This is a genomic window from Actinomadura terrae, from assembly GCF_022751215.1.
GTDB lineage: Bacteria > Actinomycetota > Actinomycetes > Streptosporangiales > Streptosporangiaceae > Spirillospora > Spirillospora terrae.
In genome coordinates this window covers 299,860-318,358 of record NZ_JAICDG010000008.1, presented here as the reverse complement: position 1 = coordinate 318,358, position 18,499 = coordinate 299,860, and the positions used below count along the sequence as shown (strand labels likewise).

23 protein-coding genes are annotated in these 18,499 nt (G+C 70.4%); 12 read left to right on the top strand and 11 right to left on the bottom strand.

Translation table 11 applies throughout. The features are described 5' to 3' along the window. Positions 1-18: 18 nt before the first annotated feature. Complete coding sequence (locus K2F47_RS37715; protein ID WP_242911036.1) at positions 19-1,035, bottom strand: NADP-dependent oxidoreductase; 1,017 nt, start codon at positions 1,033-1,035, stop codon at positions 19-21. A gap of 116 nt (positions 1,036-1,151) precedes the next feature. Here K2F47_RS37715 and K2F47_RS37710 point away from each other — a divergent pair, with 116 nt between their 5' ends. Then, positions 1,152-4,274, top strand: a complete 3,123-nt coding sequence (locus K2F47_RS37710) for an ATP-binding protein (protein ID WP_242911035.1) — start codon at positions 1,152-1,154, stop codon at positions 4,272-4,274. On the opposite strand, the gene K2F47_RS37705 is transcribed toward K2F47_RS37710, so the two are convergent. Continuing rightward, the gene (locus tag K2F47_RS37705; protein WP_242911034.1) at positions 4,238-5,251 is read right to left on the bottom strand and encodes an SDR family oxidoreductase; all 1,014 of its coding nucleotides are present in this window, start codon (positions 5,249-5,251) and stop codon (positions 4,238-4,240) included. The two genes, K2F47_RS37710 and K2F47_RS37705, sit on opposite strands and share 37 nt — an antisense overlap. Before the next feature lie 102 nt (positions 5,252-5,353). On the opposite strand from K2F47_RS37705, the gene K2F47_RS37700 reads away from it, so the two are divergent. Together K2F47_RS37700 and K2F47_RS37695 are read left to right on the top strand one after the other, a co-directional pair. Continuing rightward, a complete protein-coding gene (locus K2F47_RS37700; RefSeq protein WP_242911033.1) occupies positions 5,354-6,304 on the top strand; it encodes an SDR family NAD(P)-dependent oxidoreductase in 951 nt (316 codons plus the stop codon). A gap of 104 nt (positions 6,305-6,408) precedes the next feature. After that, positions 6,409-7,050, top strand: coding sequence for a hypothetical protein (locus K2F47_RS37695; RefSeq protein WP_242911032.1), 642 nt, complete (start codon positions 6,409-6,411; stop codon positions 7,048-7,050). 50 nt (positions 7,051-7,100) lie between these two features. On the opposite strand, the gene K2F47_RS37690 is transcribed toward K2F47_RS37695, so the two are convergent. Then, a complete protein-coding gene (locus K2F47_RS37690) occupies positions 7,101-8,792 on the bottom strand; it encodes a protein kinase domain-containing protein (protein WP_242911031.1) in 1,692 nt (563 codons plus the stop codon). A 58-nt stretch (positions 8,793-8,850) separates the two neighbouring features. Then, on the bottom strand, positions 8,851-9,306 hold the full coding sequence (locus K2F47_RS37685; protein WP_242911030.1) for a MarR family winged helix-turn-helix transcriptional regulator: 456 nt from the start codon (positions 9,304-9,306) through the stop codon (positions 8,851-8,853). 63 nt (positions 9,307-9,369) lie between these two features. Here K2F47_RS37685 and K2F47_RS37680 point away from each other — a divergent pair, with 63 nt between their 5' ends. From K2F47_RS37680 to K2F47_RS37665, 4 genes are read left to right on the top strand one after another with little or no spacing between them, the layout of a single operon-like run. Then, positions 9,370-9,738, top strand: coding sequence for a VOC family protein (locus K2F47_RS37680; protein WP_242911029.1), 369 nt, complete (start codon positions 9,370-9,372; stop codon positions 9,736-9,738). A 56-nt stretch (positions 9,739-9,794) separates the two neighbouring features. Continuing rightward, a complete protein-coding gene (locus K2F47_RS37675; RefSeq protein WP_242911028.1) occupies positions 9,795-10,196 on the top strand; it encodes a hypothetical protein in 402 nt (133 codons plus the stop codon). Continuing rightward, a complete protein-coding gene (locus K2F47_RS37670; RefSeq protein ID WP_242911027.1) occupies positions 10,193-10,645 on the top strand; it encodes a MerR family transcriptional regulator in 453 nt (150 codons plus the stop codon). Before K2F47_RS37675 ends, K2F47_RS37670 begins: the two co-directional genes overlap by 4 nt. A gap of 24 nt (positions 10,646-10,669) precedes the next feature. Continuing rightward, on the top strand, positions 10,670-11,152 hold the full coding sequence (locus tag K2F47_RS37665; protein WP_242911026.1) for an ATP-binding protein: 483 nt from the start codon (positions 10,670-10,672) through the stop codon (positions 11,150-11,152). Positions 11,153-11,455: 303 nt separating this feature from the next. Here the strand turns inward: K2F47_RS37665 and K2F47_RS37660 are convergent, their stop codons facing one another. Genes K2F47_RS37660 through K2F47_RS37650 form a run of 3 tightly spaced genes read right to left on the bottom strand, consistent with a single transcriptional unit; the run spans position 11,456 to position 12,448 of the window. After that, positions 11,456-11,758, bottom strand: coding sequence for a hypothetical protein (locus K2F47_RS37660; protein ID WP_242911025.1), 303 nt, complete (start codon positions 11,756-11,758; stop codon positions 11,456-11,458). Beyond that, complete coding sequence (locus K2F47_RS37655) at positions 11,755-12,117, bottom strand: hypothetical protein (protein ID WP_242911024.1); 363 nt, start codon at positions 12,115-12,117, stop codon at positions 11,755-11,757. Before K2F47_RS37655 ends, K2F47_RS37660 begins: the two co-directional genes overlap by 4 nt. A 7-nt stretch (positions 12,118-12,124) precedes the next feature. Further along, positions 12,125-12,448 carry a hypothetical protein gene (locus K2F47_RS37650; RefSeq protein WP_242911023.1) on the bottom strand — a complete coding sequence of 108 codons (324 nt, stop codon included), beginning with the start codon at positions 12,446-12,448 and terminating at the stop codon, positions 12,125-12,127. Positions 12,449-12,584: 136 nt separating this feature from the next. Here K2F47_RS37650 and K2F47_RS37645 point away from each other — a divergent pair, with 136 nt between their 5' ends. The 5 genes from K2F47_RS37645 (at position 12,585) to K2F47_RS37625 (ending at position 14,491) form a co-directional block, all read left to right on the top strand. Continuing rightward, positions 12,585-12,875: a helix-turn-helix domain-containing protein gene (locus K2F47_RS37645; protein ID WP_242911022.1), complete on the top strand. Its 291-nt coding sequence runs from the start codon at positions 12,585-12,587 to the stop codon at positions 12,873-12,875. 6 nt (positions 12,876-12,881) lie between these two features. Then, positions 12,882-13,388: a DUF5753 domain-containing protein gene (locus tag K2F47_RS37640; protein ID WP_242911021.1), complete on the top strand. Its 507-nt coding sequence runs from the start codon at positions 12,882-12,884 to the stop codon at positions 13,386-13,388. After that, positions 13,385-13,594 carry a DUF397 domain-containing protein gene (locus K2F47_RS37635; protein ID WP_242911020.1) on the top strand — a complete coding sequence of 70 codons (210 nt, stop codon included), beginning with the start codon at positions 13,385-13,387 and terminating at the stop codon, positions 13,592-13,594. The genes K2F47_RS37640 and K2F47_RS37635 overlap by 4 nt, the downstream gene beginning before the upstream one ends. 100 nt (positions 13,595-13,694) lie before the next feature. Beyond that, complete coding sequence (locus tag K2F47_RS37630; protein ID WP_242911019.1) at positions 13,695-14,288, top strand: DUF5919 domain-containing protein; 594 nt, start codon at positions 13,695-13,697, stop codon at positions 14,286-14,288. Next, positions 14,285-14,491, top strand: a complete 207-nt coding sequence (locus tag K2F47_RS37625; protein ID WP_308198536.1) for a DUF397 domain-containing protein — start codon at positions 14,285-14,287, stop codon at positions 14,489-14,491. Before K2F47_RS37630 ends, K2F47_RS37625 begins: the two co-directional genes overlap by 4 nt. A 628-nt stretch (positions 14,492-15,119) precedes the next feature. On the opposite strand, the gene K2F47_RS37620 is transcribed toward K2F47_RS37625, so the two are convergent. From K2F47_RS37620 to K2F47_RS37605, 4 genes are all read right to left on the bottom strand, one after another. After that, positions 15,120-15,704 (bottom strand): Uma2 family endonuclease, encoded by a 585-nt coding sequence (locus tag K2F47_RS37620; protein WP_242911018.1) that lies wholly within the window; start codon positions 15,702-15,704, stop codon positions 15,120-15,122. Between the two features lie 487 nt (positions 15,705-16,191). Continuing rightward, entirely contained in the window at positions 16,192-17,028 is an 837-nt protein-coding gene (locus K2F47_RS37615; RefSeq protein ID WP_242911017.1) for an ABC transporter permease, read from the bottom strand. Beyond that, on the bottom strand, positions 17,025-17,969 hold the full coding sequence (locus K2F47_RS37610) for an ABC transporter ATP-binding protein (protein ID WP_242911016.1): 945 nt from the start codon (positions 17,967-17,969) through the stop codon (positions 17,025-17,027). Before K2F47_RS37610 ends, K2F47_RS37615 begins: the two co-directional genes overlap by 4 nt. Next, on the bottom strand, positions 17,966-18,499 hold the full coding sequence (locus K2F47_RS37605; RefSeq protein ID WP_242911089.1) for a MauE/DoxX family redox-associated membrane protein: 534 nt from the start codon (positions 18,497-18,499) through the stop codon (positions 17,966-17,968). The genes K2F47_RS37610 and K2F47_RS37605 overlap by 4 nt, the downstream gene beginning before the upstream one ends.

The following is an 18,499-nucleotide window of genomic DNA, read 5'->3' as shown; positions in this document are numbered from 1 at the left end:
CACCGGAGTCGGCGCGGCTCAGGGGAGGCGGACGAGCATCTTCCCGGTGTTCGCGCCGCTCAGCACGCCGATGAGCGCGGTAGGTGCTTGGTCGAGTCCGTCCAGAACGGTCTGCTCGGTGTGGAGCGATCCATCGGCGAGCCAGCCCGCGGCCCTTCCGATGAACTCGGGGAAGAGGCCGATGTAGGAGAGGACCTGCATGCCGCGCAGCGTCAGTTCGGCCTGCACGAGCCGGAACAGGTTGGACGGGCCCGGCGCGGGCTCTGCCGCGTTGTACCCGCTGATCGCGCCGACCAGCGCGGCGCGCCCGCCGGGACGCAGCGCGCCGATCGCGGCCTCCAGGTGGTCGCCGCCGACGTTGTCGACGTAGACGTCGATGCCGTCCGGCGCGGCGGCGGCCAGCTGGGGCGCGATCGGCCCGGCGCGGTGGTCGAGCGCCGCGTCGTAGCCGAAGCGGTCGAGGAGCAGCCGGTTCTTCTCCGGCCCGCCCGCCGACCCGATCACGCGGGACGCGCCGAGCTTGCGGGCGAACTGCCCCGCGACGCTGCCGACCGCCCCGGCGGCCGCCGACACGTAGACGACGTCGCCCTCGCGAATCTTCGCCACGTCCGTAAGCGCCGCGTATGCGGTGAGGCCTGGAATTCCGAGCGCGCCGAGGTATTCGGGCTCGGGGGCGAGGTCGGTGTCGATGATCGTGGCGGTCGCCGCGTCCATGACCGCGTACTCGCGCCAGCCGAGGAAGTGCGAGACGCGGGCGCCGGACGGCACGTCCGTCGATCGGGAGGCGATCACCTCGCCGACCGCTGAGCCTTCGAGCGGCTCGCCGATCGCGAAGGGCGGGAGGGTGCCGGGGACGTCGTCCATGCGTCCGCGCATGTAGGGGTCCACCGACATCCACGTGTTGCGGACGAGGATCTGACCGTCCGACAGCTCGGGGATCTTGCTCTCGGCGGCCTCGAAGTTCGCCGCGACGGGCGCGCCCACCGGACGCGACGCCAGGCGGATCTCACGGCCGACCGTTGGTTGTGAAGTCATGCCCCGAGCGTGCCGGGAAGATCTTCAGGTCTTCTTCGGATGCCCTGTAGGCCGGGCCACATTCGGGGCCGAGAGCTTCGCGGACACGGGTTTCGTGGGCACGTTAGTCTGCGGACATGCGTTTCGGGGTGCTCGGCCCGCTCGCGGTCTGGGCGGCGGACGGAAGGCCCGTGCGCGTCCCCGAGCTGAAGGTCCGCGCGCTGCTCGCCGACCTCCTCGCGCACGAGGGGCGGGTCGTCTCGTCCGACCGGCTGATCGAGGACGTGTGGGACGGCGACCACCCGCCGCGCAACCCGACCGCCACCCTGCACACCCGCGTGTCCCAGCTCCGGCGCGCGCTGGAGCAGGCCGAGCCCGGCGGGCGCGACGTCGTCGTGTCGCAGCGTCCCGGCTACCGGCTGCACCTCGATCCGGAGAGCGGCGGCGCGGAGGTGGACGCGTTCAAGTTCCGGGCGCTCGTGGTGCGGGCACGCGGAATGTCAGACCGGCGTGCGAAGGTCGAGCTGCTCGACGAGGCGCTGGCGCTGTGGCGGGGGTCGGCCTACGCGGATTTCGGCGACGCGGAGTTCGTGCGTCCGGCCATCGTCGAGCTGGACGAGGAACGCCTGGTCGCGGCGGAGGAGCGCGCCGAGGCGCGGCTTGAGCTGGGCGAACACGCGGCGCTGGCCGTCGACCTGGTGAACCTGGTCGCGGCGAACCCGCTGCGGGAGCGGCTGCGCGCCGTCCACATGCGGGCGCTCTACCGGGCAGGACGGCAGAGCGAGGCGCTCGCGGGGTTCGCCGAGCTGCGCGCCCGCCTGGACGCCGACCTCGGCCTCTACCCCGGCCCCGAGCTGGCGGCCCTGCACGAGGCGATCCTCAAGCAGGACCCCGAGCTCGACGTGTCCACCTACGAGTCGCAGTACTCCGCGAGCCGCCCGCGTACGAACCTTCCCGCGCCGCTGACCGGGCTCGTCGGACGCACGGCCGCCGTCGCGCAGGTCCGCGACCTCATGCGGACGAGCCGCCTCGTGACGTTGACCGGCCCCGGCGGCGTCGGCAAGACGCGGCTGGCGCTGGAGGCCGCCGCGGCCGAGAACGAAGAGGAGGCGTGGCTGGTCGAGCTGACCGGGTTCGAGCGCGCCACGACCACGCTCGCCGACCTCGTCGCGGGAGTCGCCGCGCTCCTGGGCCTGCGCGAGGACGGCCCGCTGCCCGGCGCCGCCGCCGATCCCCTGCGGCGGCTCGCGGACGCGTTCCGCGCGCGGCCCGCGCTGCTCGTCCTGGACAACGTCGAGCACGTCGTCGAACCCGTCGCCGAGCTGGCCGCGCACCTGCTGCGGGACGCGCCCGGCCTGCGCGTCCTCGCCACCGGGCGGGAGCCGCTCGGGATCTCCGGCGAGCGGCTGTGGCCCGTCCCGCCGCTGGACCCGCCGGACGCCGAGCGGCTGTTCGTCGCGCGCGTCGCCGCCACGATGCCCGGCTACGCGCCGTCCCCGGCCGACCGGGCGGCGATCGCGGCGATCTGCCGGAGCCTGGACGGCCTGCCGCTCGCGCTGGAGCTCGCCGCGTCCCGGGTGCGCGCGCTCGGCGTCCACGAGCTGGCCGGACGCCTCGACGACCGGTTCGGCCTGCTGACCGCCGGACGCCGCGACGCGCCCGCCCGGCAGCGGACGCTCCGCGCGATGATCGATTGGAGCTGGGAGCCGCTCCCGGCCGCCGAGCGGGTCGTGCTGCGGCGGCTCGCCGTCCACGCCGACGGCTGCGCGCTGGAGGCGGCCGAGGCGGTCTGCGCGCAGGACGGCCTGGACGTGCTCGACGTCCTCGCCCGGCTGGTCGACCGGTCCCTCGTCGTCCGGACCGACGAGGGCCGCTACCGGCTGCTGGAATCGGTCCGCGCGTACTGCCTGGACCGGCTACGCGAGGCGGGCGAGCACGACGCGATCCGGCTGCGGCAGCTGCGCCACCACACCGCGCTCGCCGTCCGCGCCGCGCCCCACCTCTACGGGCATGACCAGCGGCGATTCCTCGACCAGCTGGACGCCGAGACCGCGAACCTGCGCGCCGCGCTCGACACGGCCGCCGCGCTCGGCGCCGGGGACGACGCGCTCCGGCTCGTCGACGCGCTCGCCTGGTACTGGCTGCTGCGCGGCCGCCTGACCGAGGCGCGCCGCTCGCTCGACCTGGCCCTCGCGATCGCCCCCGCCGACGGCGACCGCGCGCTGCGCGACCGCGTCGAGGTGTGGCGGACGGGGTTCACGCTGCTGTCCGGCACGATGGTGGAGTTCGACGTCCCGGACGGCGACCCCTGGGCGCAGTGGTTCCTCGCCCTCGCCCATCGCGGCTGCGGCGACCTGGACCTGACGATGTCCATGGTCGAGCAGTCCCTCGGCGGCTTCCGTGCGCGTGGCGACCGGTGGGGCACGGCGGCGGCGCTGAGCGTCCGCGCGACGATTCACCGGGCCCGCGCCGACCTTTCCGCCGCCCGCGCCGACGCCGAGGAGAGCCGCGCCTGCTTCCGCGACCTCGGCGACCGCTGGGGCGGCATCAAGACCGCGAACACGCTCGCCGAACTGGCCGAAATACACGGCGAATACGCCCGCGCGGCCGGGCTGCGCCGCGACGGCCACCGCATGGCCGAGGAACTCCTTTTGTGGACGGAGGCGTCCTTCGGCCTTTCCGGCCTCGGCCGCATCGCCCTTCTGGACGGCGATCCGGCCGCCGCCGAGGATTACCACCTTCGCGCGCTGCGGCTGGCGGTCGGCGCGTCGGACAGGGTCGCCGAACATTTCGCCGAGGTCGGCCTGGCCCTCATCGCCCGCCATCGCGGCGACCTGGACGCCGCCGAGGCATACCTTCTGCCGTGGCTGCACTGGATCCGGACGTTGAAAGGCGAGCCGGGATTGGCGCTCGTGCTGGCCGAATTGGGATTCATCGCCGAGCTACGCGGCGACGCGGCCGCCGCGCTGGCCGCTCACCGCGAAAGCCTGGAATCGGCGCGCGAGGTCGGCGACCCGCGCGCGGTCGCGCTCGCACTGGAGGGCATCGCGGGTGCGCGCGTCCTGTCGGGGACGCCAGGCGAGGCGGCGCGGCTGCTCGGGATGGCCGCCGCGCTCCGGACGTCCGTCGGCGCGCCACTGCCCCCGGCGGAGCGCGCCGACGTCGACCGAATCGCCTCTCGCGCCCGCTCCGCCTTGGGCGAGGCGCGTTATCAGGCCGAGTTTCAGCGGGGTTCGGCGACCCCGCCCGATTCGGCGTGAGCGAGGATTTCCCTTTCCTTTTCCGGGTCCAATCCGAGTTGCGGACGGTCGGCGCGCAGCGGAGCCTCCCCACCGATGCCCTGTAGCCATTCCCAGGTGTCGGTGACCGTGTCCTGGATCGGACGGCAGCGAAGGCCGGTGCTCAGCGCCTTGGTGACGTCGGCCCGCATCAACGTGTCGTAGACCTCGCCTGGCGGGAGCCAGACCGGGATGTCCATCCACGGCTCGACGCCCGCCGCGAGGATCGGTTCCGGGTCCACCCAGACCAGTTCCGCCTTGTTCCCGGTAACGTCGGCGCAGAGGTGCAGGAATTCGTCCATCGTCGTGTGACCGGCGGGGCTGGCGATGTTGTACGGGCCGCCGAGCCCCTGTTCGACGGCGTCCAGGGTCCAGGTCGCGAGGTCGCGGACGTCGATGTATTGCAGGCCATGGTTCTGTGGCCCGGGAGCAAGCACCTTCCCACCTCGGGCCATCCGCGCGAGCCACCAGGGCAGGCGTCCGATGTTCTCGTACCGTCCGAGGATCAACCCCACCCGGACGAGCAACGCCCGGTCACCGAACGCGCGTACCGCCGCCAGCTCGCCGCCCCGCTTGTTCTGCGCGTACTCGCCCTTGCCCGCATCTGCGGAGCCCTCCACGACAGGCGCGTCCTCGCCGCTCCCGGGTGCCGTCGGGAAGGGATAGACAGACCGGCTGGAGATGTAGACGTACCGTCCGGCCCGGTCAGCGAGCAGCTGCGCGGCGTCCCGCACGTCGGACGGCGCGCCCGACCAGGTGTCGACGACCGCGTCCCACTCCCCCTCACCGAGTGCCGCCAACCCGCCAGGCTCAGCACGATCGCCGTGGAGCGACGTCACTCCCGCCGGCGGTTCCTGGCGTCCTCGGTGGAAGAGGGTGACGTCGCAGCCGCGCGCGAGCGCCTCCTCGGTGATGGCCCGACCTGCGAATCCCGTCCCGCCCAGCATCAGTAGCCTCATGGGACCACCCTCCCAAACGTACGTAACGTACTTAACACCCGGTCGCCGGCAGCGGAACGTCGAGTTTGACCTGGAGTTCACTCCAGCTCCTACTTTCGACCCATGACCACACCGCAGCACAAGATCGGTTCAGGGTTCGGCGCGCGGAGCACCACGTCCGACGTCCTCGCGGGCATCGACCTCTCGGGACGGCTCGCCATCGTCACCGGCGGGGCCTCGGGTCTCGGGCTGGCGACGACCCGCGCGCTCACGGCGGCGGGCGCGCGAGTGATCGTCCCGGCGCGCCGCCGCCCGGCCGCCGAGGAGGCGCTGCGCGGAACCGGCGGCGTCGAGATCGAGGAACTCGACCTCGCGGACCCGCGCAGCATCGACGCGTTCGCCGAACGCTTCCTCGCCTCCCGCCGCCCCATCGACCTGATGATCAACAACGCGGGCATCATGGCGTCGCCGGAGACCCGTATCGGCCCCGGCTGGGAAAGCCAGTTCGGCGTCAACCACCTCGGGCACTACGCGCTGGTCAACCGGCTCTGGCCGGCGATCGCGGACGGCGGCGCGCGGGTGGTCTCCGTCTCCTCCAACGGCCACCAGCTCTCCGACATCCGCTGGGACGACGTGCATTTCGAACGCGGCTACGACAAATGGCTGGCCTACGGCCAGGCGAAAACAGCGAACGCGCTGTTCGCCGTCCATCTGGACACTATCGGCCGCGACGCGGGAGTCCGCGCATTCTCCGTGCACCCCGGAACCATCGCGACCTCCCTGGGCCGCCACATGTCCGAGCAGGAACTGACCGACCTTTCCGCAAGGATCGAGGCCAGCCCCACCAACACCGGCTGGAAAACCCCGGAAGAGGGCGCGGCGACCCAGGTATGGGCCGTGGCCTCGCCCCTTCTGAACGGCCTCGGCGGGGTCTACTGCGAGGACTGCGACATAGCCGAGCCCGCGCAGCCGGACGCCTTCCTCGACCTCGGCGTCGCCGCCTGGGCCACCGATCCCGAAGCGGCGGCCCGCCTGTGGCAACTTTCCGCCGACCTCACGGGGGTCTCCGTCTAGGGCCCTAAGGCCCTGCATCCAATGGGGCCCTAGGGCTCTGACCTGGGCACCCGTCCCGGACTTAGGTTCCTTTCGACAGACCGGCCACAGTCGAAAGGACCCCCATGACCCGTAAGGCAGTGAAGATCGCGGTCGTCGCGGCCGCCGTGACCGCGGTCGGCGGAGCCGGCATCGCCACCGTCGTCCAGGACGGCTCGGACAACACCAAGATCACGAACGTGTCGGCCGGGACGCACGTCTCCGCGAAGAAGGCCAAGGTGCCCTGCGTCGTCCCGAATTCCAGGGTCGCCAAATACCGCCACTTCGAGCGCACGGAATACGTCTGGAACAACAACTACCCGTGGCGCACCTCCGCCTGGGGCCCGAAGAACGTCGAGATCAAGAAGGGCGAGAAGGTCTCCAACGTCGTCACCGCGACCCTCGGCGCCCCCATCAAGTCGATCAATCTGGCCGTCGGATTCCAGGTGAACCAGGAGAAGTCGACCGACATCTCCATGCGCTGGCGCCTCAAGACGCGCCGCCACTTCACGCTCCGCGTGGGGCAGGGCTTCAAGGTCTACAAGTTCAACGTCTACCAGGCCCTCGGCTACATCCAGGCGGGCGGCGGCGGATACTGCGTGTTCAACGGCAAGTACAGCTATGTCGGCTCCAGCTACGCCAAGAACTTCTGGACGCTGGACGACAAGTGCACCTACAACAGCAAGGGCAAGCAGGTCCTCTGCAAGAAGAGCGACGTGACCTACTGACCCGCCCCGCTCTCGCCGGCGGCCACACCCGCCGGCGAGAGCACCCGCCCTCAACTCCAGTCGGTGACCCGCGTGGCGATGGCCGCGCCCTCCGCGAGCAGTCCGGTCGGCGCCACATCACCATGCCCGATGAGGGACAGCAGAATGTCCTTCGCCGCCGGACGCACCCCCGGGTCACGGCTCAGCCCGCGCTCGACCATGGCCGCCAGCGCCCCGGACGCCCGCCCCGCGAACTCGCCGAACTCCGCCTCGCCCCGCAGCTTCCGGTACATGATCTGCGGAATCGAGTCGGCGCCGTGGGGCGGCCGCCCGGTCGCCGCGTAGACCATCGCGCACGCCCACGCGTACACGTCCGCCGGCGGCCCGACCGCGCCGCCCTCGAACTGCTCGGGCGCCATGTACGCGGGCGTGCCGATCACGTGCCCGGTCACCGACGACCCGGCGTTGGCGACGCGCGCGATACCGAAGTCGATGACGCGGAGCCCGTCCGCGGCCAGCAGCACGTTGTCGGGCTTGAAGTCGCGGTGCACGATCCCCGCCTCCGCGATCGCGGCCAGCGCCGTGATCGTGCCGATGGCCAGCCGGTCCAGCGCGCCGCCCGCCCGCGGCCCGCCCGCCGTGACGGCCTGCCGCAGCGACGGACCCTCCACGTACTCGCTCACCACATACGGCACCTCGCCCTCGAAGGCCGCCTCCAGGACCCGCGCCGTGCAGAACGACGCCACCCGCCGCGCCGCCTCGATCTCCCGGACGAACCGCTCCCGGGCCCGCGCGTCCCCCAGCGACGCCGCGTGCAGCACCTTGATCGCGACCCGCTCGCCCCGTCCGTCCTCGGCCAGGTAGACCACGCCCTGACCGCCCTGCCCGAGCCGCCGCAGCACCCGATGCGCCCCGATCCGCACGGGATCTCCGGGCCCGAGCGTGCCCGGCGTCGCGTCCTCCCGCCCGACCGCCTCCCTGCCTTCGAGCCGCTCCACCGGGACGTCCAACGCGCGGGCGACGTCGTCCGCCCCGAGCGCCCCGCCGTCCTCGGCGAGCCCGTCGACCAGCAGCCGCGCGGCGGCCTCCTCCACCAGGTCGACGGCCTTCTCCGGCAGGAACCGCCCGGTCAGATGCCGATCGGCGAGCGTCGCCGCGGCCTCCAGCGCCGCGTCAGTGATCACGATCCCGTGGTGCTCCTCCAGCCGCGACCTGAGCCCGCGCAGGACGGCGGTGGTATCACCGACGCTCGCCTCCGCGACGTCCATCCGGTGGAAATGCCTGCGCAGGACGGGCAGCCCCGCGAGCCGCTCCCGCTCGCCCACCGGCGTCGCCGTCGCGATCACCCGCGCCGCACCCGGCGACCCGACCGCTCCCAGCGCCGAGGCCACCGGCACACCGCGGGCGGCCATCGTGTGCAGGTCGTCCAACACCACGATCACGGGCTGGGTCAGGAGCCGCTCCAACTCCCGCACCGCCCCGATCGCCGCGAGATCGAACACGAGCAGCCGCACGTCCCGCAACCCCGCCGGGACGTCCCCGCTCGCGATGCGCAGCGCGAGTCCCTCGATCACCGACGTCTTACCGACCCCCCGCTCCCCGACCACCAGCGGATTCGCGCGGTCACGCCGGACGAGGATCTCGATCAGCCGCCTGACCTCCGCCTCCCGTCCGACGACCGGTCCCACCTGCCCGGCCCGCGCGCGTGCGGTCAGATCAACCGCGAACGGCGACTCACCCTGCTCCGACACGTCGTGCTTCACGCTCAACCCCACCCGCCGACCGATCAGTCAGGCCATCCTCCCCCACTCGGAGCACGAGCTATGCGCCGTCGTTGCCTTCGCGCAGCGAGTGGATCATCCTCTGCAAAATCCGGAACGCGTCCGCCCGCTCGGCCTCGGTCATGCCGTCCAGCATTCTGACCTCGACGGACCGGACCGCCGCGGACGCCTTCTCAAGGCTCCGCCGCCCGCGAGGCGTGAGCCGCGCGGGAAGGGCCTTCCCGACGGGCGCCGCCGCGGGCCTGGTCACGTAGCCCTCTCGTTCCAGGGCCTGGAGCAGCACGTTCATCGTCTGCCGGGTCACGAACGCGCCCCGCGCGAGCTCGGAGTTCGACAGGCCCGGTCGCTGGGCCAGCAATTCGAGGCAGGCGTAGTGCGTGATGCTCATCCCGAGCGGCCGCAGCACCTCCTCCATGGCCGCGCGGAGCGCGCTCGACGCCTCTTTCAGCAGGTAGCCCAGGGACGTCCGCAGGTCGACGACCTCGTCTTGACTCATGTCAGCATTCTGACATAGCGTGTGTTGTGTCAGAAAGCTGACATAATGATAAGGAGCATCACCATGCCCGTCACCGGCCCCGACTTCGTCTCGCTCCAGGCGCGCGACCTCGACGCCTCGCAGGCGTTCTACGAGCGATACCTCGGCCTCGTCCGGTCGCGGACCGGGCCTCCGCACGCCGTCGTCTTCGAGACGAAGCCGATCGCGTTCGCACTGCGCGACATCGTTCCCGGCACCGATCTCGAATCCGCCGCCCGGCCCGGCATCGGCGCCGCGATCTGGCTCCACGCCACAGACGTCCAAGCCATTCACGACGCCCTGGTCGCGGACGGTCACACCATCGTCTCCGCGCCGATCGACGGGCCCTTCGGCCGGACGTTCACCTTCGCCGACCCCGACGGCTACCAGATCACCCTCCACGACCGCGCCTGACCGGAGCTTGCCCGGGGATTGCAGCCGGTACCGGGGTACAGGCTTACCGTCGGTTCATGGAGTTCAAGCAGGGAAAGGCCGGTTCGGCTCCGGCAATTCAGGACGAGGGCTGGACCCCGGCGGCATGCACACTGCCCACGGCCCAGAAGCCATTGCGGGTCGCCGAGTTCGACGCATTGTTCGCCGAGGCGGTCACCGCCGTGGAGCTGGTCGCGTCGGGACGGGTGCGGATGCGTATGCGGCCCGCCCCAAAATTGGCCGGACGCGCGGCCGACCTGGCGGCCCGCGAGACCGAATGCTGCTCGTTCTTCACCTTCTCGATAACCGCGACCAGCGGCGAACTGACCCTGGAGGTCGCCGCCGCCGACGAGCACGCGCCGGTCGTGGCGGCGCTCGCCGAGCGGGCGGAGCAACTCGTCCAGAGAGATGGCATCAAGCCGGAGGAACGGTTCCGGTGAGCGGATACGAGGGGCTCCGCTCCAGCCAGGTCGCCCAGGCAGCCGGGGTGAACCCGCAGACTTTGCGCTACTACGAGCGGCGGGGGTTGATCGCCGAACCGGAGCGGACCCTGGGCGGCCACCGGCTCTACCCTGCCGAGACGGTGACGCTGCTGCGAGTGATCAAAACAGCGCAGCGGCTGGGATTCACGCTGGACGAGGTCGCCGAACTGCTGGAGACCGGCGCCCACCGCCACCAGGCCCCGGACGCCGGTCTCGCCGCACGGGCGCGGCACAAGCTGGCCGAGGTCGAAGCCAAGATCGCTGACCTGGAGGCCATCGCGGGCAGCCTGCGCGAGGCACTGAACGCGGGCTGCGATGACCTGATCGCCTGCTCAAGCCGACCCCGGTGCCCGCTGCCGTTCCCCGGCGTGGACGCGCCGTCCACTGCTCCAAGCCGGCTGCCATAGAACCGCCACGTATGCTCCGGCGGCATGAAGCGGGTGTTGGTGACAGGTATGTCGGGGGCCGGTAAGTCCACGCTGCTGGACGAACTCGCGTCGCGCGGCTTCCCGGCAGTGGACACCGACTACGGCGACTATCTCGAGGAAATCGACGGTGAACGACTGTGGCGCGAGGACCGGATCCGGACGCTGCTGCACGACGCTCCCGTAGCAGAGACGGGCGCGCTGTTCGTGCAGGGCACGGTCCGCAATCAGGGCTTGTTCTATCCGTGCTTCGACCACATCGTGCTACTCAGCGCCCCGGTAGAGGTACTGGTCGAGCGGCTTTCGACCCGCACTACCAACTCCTACGGCAAGGACCCGGCCGAGCTCGCCGCCACCCTTGAATACGTCGAGACGGTGGAACCCCTGCTGCGGGCCTCGGCCACGCTGGAAGTGGTGACGACCGTTCCCGTGCGCGAAGTCGCCGACATCGTCCTGGCGCACATCGGATTGCCATCGCCACCGGTGTGACGGGCGATGTAACCACGAGGCCGGTGCCGGACCTATAGGACGCGCGGCGCGCCGTACCGGATGCCGGCCGGGCTGCCTGGCGTCCGCAGCCTGGGCACCGTCCGCGCCCCACTCGGCCGCCCCGCGACCGCACCCCCAACCCCTCGCCTCCCCGGCGCCCGCCGCAGGTAGGCCGACGAGTTGGGCGGGGGTGTTCGAGGCGGCCCCCGCCCGGGGATGGATGGGGTCCCGGACCGCTTCCCCAGTCACATCGGCTCCGGGACCCCGTGCCCGCCGGACGAATCTTGTCCACGGCGGGCAGCTTTATGCGTCGGACGACGTCGTCTGGACGCGGCGAATGTGGCGGCGCAGCGCGTAGATCGTCGGAGGGTCTCCGTTGACGCCTAATCCGGACACGATCAGCAGTTCCGCCCTGAGATACCGCCGGGGAGCACGCGGCTCGTCCTGCCGGTAGGACAGCAGCCCGGCGGCAGCCCACCGGTTCAGCCGCGCCGCGTTCACGCCGGTCAGGATGGACGCGAACCTGGGAATCATCCACATATCCGCGTGGACGCCGTTGACCTGCGCCACCAGCCCGTATCTCTTGACCGGATACTCCTCGGTCATGCCGCCACCGCCGTTTCCATGCTCGTCCTGATCTCCTTTGCCGCTGCGCTGATTTCATTGGCAGGACGGATGGTCCGGTCTGCCGTGACGTCGTAGAACCACCACTGGCCGTGCCGGTAGAGGCAGCCGACCGTCCTCGCTCGGCGGGGTGCCCGCACGGGAACTACACGCAGGACCACGAATCCGTCGAGAACGGCGAACACGGTCATCAACCCGGCCGCGTCCTCGAACTCCCGAGCCAGGTGGACCAGAAACGTGACCCGCTCGCTCTGCGGAATGAAGGTCGCGGGCCCGCCCTCCTGCTCCACCTCGCTCGGGGGCTGAGGGTGGTTTCCCGGGGTCTTCTCATGGCGTCCCATGACCGGGTCACATCCTGGGGCTGACGACCCTGCCGATCGCCTCGGCCGCCACCTGCGGATCCCCGTCGCCCGCGATGTCCTCGCCCCACGACCAGACGCCCCGCAGGCTCTGACCGACCCACCGGACGTGGACGGTCTCCTTGAGCCGCGCTCCCCCGTCACCCACGACGTCCAGAAACGGGGCCCCGTCGCCGTAAAGCTGCCGCATGGACGTCTTGAAGCCCCCGACCATGTCGAGCGCCCTCACCACATCCTCAAGCCAGGAAACTTCCCGCTCGTACCCCGGTTCGCCCGGCTGCGATGTTCGTCCCGCCGTGTCGTCGATGCACATGATCTGTCTCCTGAGCCACCGATTTCGCTGTCTGGCCTCCGATGGTGTGTTCTCGCGGCTACTCTGCGCTATACAAAGCTCTCCACAAGCGACTGAGCCCAAGCACAGCGTCACGTGCCGGATCAGGGAGGCCCCCATGCCGTCGATCGACCCGTCGGAATCGGCTCGTGCATACCTCGCGTACCACCTCAAGCGCCTCCGCGAGGAAAAGGGCTGGTCACAGCCCACGCTTGGCAGCAAGATCCACGTCTCGGGAAGCCTGATCAGCGGCATGGAGACCCAGCAGCGCCGCCCCACCCGCAGGAACTGCCAGGCCCTCGACCGGGCGTTCGAGCAGGACCAGTTCTTCACCCCGCTCTACCCCCGCGTCCTCGAAGAGACCGGCCTCCCAGCGGGATTCCCCGAGTTCGCAGACGCGGAGGGCTAGGCAGGCATGATCAAGGTTTATGAGAACTTCGTGATCACAGGTCTCTTCCAGGCGCCTGACTACGCTCGCGCCGTGCTGAAGGCCGGCCAGCAGCCGAACAAGCTGGAAAGTCTCGTCACGGCCCGACTCGAACGTCAGGAGATCATCAACGCGGATGAGCCCCCAGCCATCTTTGCGTTGCTAGACGCCTCTGTGCTCCGTCGCCCCTTCGGCGGTCGCGAGGTCATGCGCGCACAGCTCGAGCATCTGCTCACGTTGGCTGACCTGCCGCACGTGCATATCCACATCGTCCCCGAGGACGCCGAACTGTCTCCAGAGGGTACGTTCACGATCCTGTGCTCCCCTGGGGAGCCGGACACCGTCTACGCAGAGTCCGCCGGTGGGCGCGGCCGTCTGATCGACGAAGGCGATTACGTCGCCGAACTTGGCATACTGTTTGAGTTGATCAGGTCCAAGGCGTTGAACGCTGAGGAGTCGACGGCCGCCATCCGTAAAGCGTTGGAGGAACTGTGAAGACGACCGACAAGCTTACGTCCGGCCCCTGGCGCAAGAGCAGTTACAGCGGTGGGCAGAGTGGCCAGTGTGTGGAGGTCGCGGAGACCTACGCGCTTGTGGGAATCAGGGACAGCAAGAACCCCGAAGGTGGTCACCTGTCCATCGGCCGCCCCGCGTTCGCCGCGCTGGTGTGGCGAGTGAAGGCCGGAGACCTCAACCTGTGACCGACCCTCGATCGGCCCCGGCGGGACCTCCCTCCCGCCGGGGCCTTTCGCTTGGCACACTGGTAGAGCCGAGCAAGAGGCACCGGGAGTTGGTGAGGCCGTGCTCTGGCCCAAAACCGTCGGCAGGAACATCAAGATCGGCGCCGACCGCGAGATCGTCGCCGTTTATCCGTACCGGTCAAGCTGCCCGAAATCGGTGTGGCGCGGGCTGATCAGCAATGCGAAATCAGAACTGACCTTCGCGGGATACACCAACTACTTCCTATGGCTGGAGTTGCCCAACCTACGCAGCGTCCTGCGCAGGCAGGCAGAGGCGGGTTGCCGCATCCGCTTTCTCATCGGCGACCCGAACAGTGAGGTCACACGTCGCAGAGAAGAGCTGGAGGCGGTCCCGCTGACCGTCAGCACTCGCATCCAAGTCACGATGGACGAGTTGTCCAAGCTCAGCGACGTCCCGACCATCGAAACGCGCTACGGCGACGAGCACATCGGACTGAGCGCATTTGTCTTTGACGACCAGATGCTCGTCACACCGCACCTCGCGCGCCTGGTCGGGCACGACTCCCCGATGCTGCACATTAAACGACTTCAGGACGACGGCCTCTACGACCGGTTCGCCTCCCACGTCGCCAGCCTCTGGGAACTCGCCAATCACCAAGCCGAGACCGACCAACACCCCATGGAGGAACCGTGAAGATCACCAGCACGACGTCCGTCCAGTGGCGCAAGAGCAGCTACAGCGGCGGCAGCTCCGGCCAGTGTGTGGAGGTCGCGAGAACCGCCACCCTCCTGAGTATTAGGGACAGCAAGAACCCGCACAGCGGCCACCTGGCCATCGACCGCACCGCGTTCACCGTGCTCGTATCGCGAGCAAAGGCTGGGAACCTCGACCTTTAACCGGCCACCGAGGCCAGCCCGAGACGGCGGGCGTACGGCCGGGTCCACCGCCCCGCGCTTCCCCTCCCTTCGGGAGGCCCACCCCAAGAAGGAACAAGCGACCGCGCCTCGCTGAGATGCGGTAGCCGTGTCCGCTGCCAGGTCAACCTTGATCGTTTCAGCGACACGCCGGGGTCGCGTGCACTACCGGAGGCTCGCTGAAATCGCACTCCATGTACGGCTGTCGCCGTGGCATCCAGCCAGCGGCTTTACCATGGGGTCCTCATCGCCCCTACAAGGGTTCGCAACAAACTGACACACACCGCCATGTAGCCCTGGAACGTGTCCTCATCGCCCCTACAAGGGTTCGCAACGTGAGGATGAGCACCGTGCCGCGGTTCATCAGAGGTCGTCCTCATCGCCCCTACAAGGGTTCGCAACTGCAGCAGCACGTCCAGGATCTGCACTAGATCGTCCAGTCCTCATCGCCCCCACGCGGGTTCGCAACAGCCTCCGCGTCGTCGGGCGCAGCGGCGCCGCGCGTCCTCATCGCCCCTGCGAGGGGATCACAAAACCAGTCCCAGATAAGCCAGAAGCCGCCTGCACCCAGCCATTACCGCTCGGGTTGTTGAGCGGTACGTCGCGGATGTCAGCGTTCGCGGACGGCCTTGAGTTCTATGTCGAGGGCGAAGGGCAAGGTGGCGGTGATCCGGTCGTGGTGTACGCCTGTCGCGACGTATCCGCCGGTGGCATCGCCCAGTTCGTAGGTGTAGACGGCGAACGCCGGTGCGGTCTGGTCGGTCTCCACCCGCCAGTAGTGCCGGATACCCGCCTCGGCGTACAAGGCTGGTTGCACTCGGCGGTCCCTGTGCCTGGTCGACGGTGAGACGACCTCGACAACCAGGGCGACCTGATGGGCGAGAATCGGGCGCTCGTAGGGGTCGTGGTCGCTGGAGTACACGACGATGTCGGGAGCGATCTCGACCGCCTCCACTTCATCGTCGTCCAGGAGGACGTCCACGGCGGTGTCGACCTGCCAGGCATCGGGGGCCGCGTCTTCGAGACGAGTCGCCAGACGCCGGGCGATGCGCTGGTGGAGCGGGCGGGGCCGGGGGGCCACCACCAGCGCTCCATGGATGAGGCTCACGCGTACCGGAAGGTCTTCGGGCAGCGCCTCATAATCTGCCCGCGTCCAGGTACCGCCGGACGGCAACGGGAGGGTCAACGTGGGCACGGTTCGTTCCGCCTCCGGTGGTCTGGTGCAAGCACACGTGTCATCCAGCCAGCGGCTCTACTATGGGCTCCTCGTAGCCCCCACCAAGGTTCGCAACGCCCCGGCGGTAGTGGTGGCCAGCAGGAGTCGCTGCGTCCTCATAGCCCCACGGGGGTTCGCAACCGAGCGGTGCAGCGGTGCGCCATGCCGAGCCCGTCGGCGTCCTCATCGCCCCTACGAAGGTTCGCAACGCGGCGGTCCTGCTGTCGGGCGGAGGTCAGGCAGGAGCCTCGTCATCGCCCCTGCGAGGGTTCGCAACACCTTGGCGGTGGTGATGCGGACGTACGCAAGCCCTGGTCCTCATCGCCCCGCAGGGTTCGCAACTTGGCTTCTGCCAGCGTCCAGGCGACGTGCAGGGGCCCTCATCCTCCTCGGCTCCTGCCTGATTGTGGAGGGGGGCGGGCGCTTGGGCTGCGGGGGGTGAGGGTGGGGGCTTGGGTTGTTGGGGTTAGCGGGGGCGGGAGAGGGCTTTGGTGGCTGTGGTGGCGGCTGCGGTGGCGATTAGCAGGCTTGCGAGGATGGCGGTTAGGACGCCGGGGCCCGTGGTGCCTGTTAGGCATAGGTCTCGGGCGGAGTTGATGCCGTGGGTTATGGGGTTGTAGCGGGCGATCCAGCGGAGCCAGCCGGGGAGGCCGTCCATCGGGACGAAGGCGTTCGAGGCGTACATCAGCGGGAACATCACCAGGCCCGCGGTGGCGTGGAGGGCTTCGGACTGGTGGATCCAGCAGGCCAGGGCGATGAAGAGCCAGCTCAGGCTCCAGCTCACCGCCAGGGAGAGGGCGGCGGCGGCCAGCAGGCCTTCGACGCCGCCTGCGGGGTGGTAGCCGAACAGGGCGCGGGCCAGGGTCAGGAGGACGAGTAGGCGCAGGGCGCCTCGGGCCAGGCCGGCGAGGCTGCGGGCTATGAGGATCGAGCCGGGCCAGACCGGCATCGAGCGGAGGCGGTCGAGGATGCCCGACTGGGCGTCGTCGGTGACTCCGATTCCGGCCTGGATGCCGCTTTGCAGCGTTGTGGTGAGCATGAGGGCCGGGAAGAGGAAATCGATGTATTTGATGTGGGCGGGGAAGCCCGGGGCGTAGGCGAGGCCGGAGAAGACCTGGCCGAAGGCGATCAGCATTATGAGGGATTCGACCACGCCGATGATCAGCAGGCGGCGGTCCAGGACGAGGGCGCGCATGGAGCGGGCCGTCAGTATCGCGATCTGGGTCGTCGTTGCCGCGCCGTGCCAGTCGTCGGAGCCTGTGAGCGGCTCGTGGGGGTGGTCGGTGAGGGGCGGGGCGGTCATGGTGCTTCCGTTCGGCGGTGGCCGGTCAGGGCCAGGTACACCTGGTCCAGGCCTGGTTCGGACAGGGTCAGGCGGGTGGGTTCGATCCCGGCCGCGTCCAGGACGCGGACGACGGCGGTGAGGTCGCGGTCGCGGGTCAGGGTGATGGTCAGGGCGCGGCGGGGGCGGTCGCACTCGGGGGGCAGGCCCGCGGCGGTCAGGGCGCGGTCGGCGGCGAGCGTGTCGGCGGCCGTGGCGAGGCGGACCGTCGCGCTGCGGCGGCCGATGCGGCGTTTGAGGTCCTCGGGCGGGCCGGTGGCGACGACGCGGCCGTCGGCGAGGACGGTGATCGCGTCCGCGAGGCGGTCGGCCTCCTCCAGGTGCTGGGTGGTCAGGACGACGGTGCTGCCGGTGGCGGTGAGCCCGCGCACCATGTCCCAGGTGGCGAGGCGGCTGGCCGGGTCCAGGCCGGTGCCGGGCTCGTCCAGGAAGACGACCTCGCTGCGCCGGACGAGGGTCATCGCCAGGTCGAGGCGGCGCCGCATGCCGCCGGAGTAGCCGCGGGCGGGACGGTCGGCGGCGGCGGTCAACTCGAACGCCTCCAGCAGCTGGTCGGTCCGGGCGCGGGCGGCGCGGCGTCCGGCGCCGAGCAGGCGGGCGGTCATGAACAGGTTGTCGCGCCCGGACATTGTGAGGTCCAGCGTCGTCTGCTGGCCGGTGAGGGCGATGCGGCGGCGGACCTGGGCGGGACGTTCGAGCACGTCATGGCCCGCCACGCGGACGGTGCCCCGGGTGGGGCGCAGCAGGGTCGCGAGGACGCCGACCAGGGTGCTCTTACCGGCGCCGTTGTGGCCCAGCAGGCCGTGGACGGCTCCCCTGGGCACGGTGAGGTCGACGGCGTCGAGCGCGATCACGCGGCCGAAGTGCTTGCTCAGCCCGCGGACCTCGATCGGCGCGGTCACGGCTGGGTCCTGGCGTGCACCCGTCCGAGGACGAGGGTCACGGCGCGGTCGTAGGAGCGCAGCAGCACCGGCGCGGCGACCAGGCCGGCGGCCAGCGCGGCGCCGCGGACGGCGAGGCCCTCCCAGGCCGGGGCAGCCAGACCCGCCAGCGCCAGGGCCAGGAGCAGGAGGTTGCGCAGCAGTAGGGGGTAGCTCATGATCGCGCTGCCGCCGAAGCAGCCGCATTCGGCGAACACCTTGCCGCGGACGGCCCGGAAGACCACGCCGATGAACAGAATGAGGAGCGCCGCTGCCGTCCACAGGCCCGCGGTGGCGGTGGCGGGCACGGCGATCAGCACGGCGGTCAGGGCCTCGACGACCGCGAAGGCCCCGGCGAGCACGGTGGTCTCCGGACCCGAGCGCATCGTCAGCTTGCGGACGGTGGTGGCGAACCGCTCGAAATCCTCCCGGCCCCGCAGTTTGCTGAACGCGGCGACGGCGAAGATCCCGGCCGTCAGACTCTGGGCGGCCAGCGCGAACGCCTCGCGCAT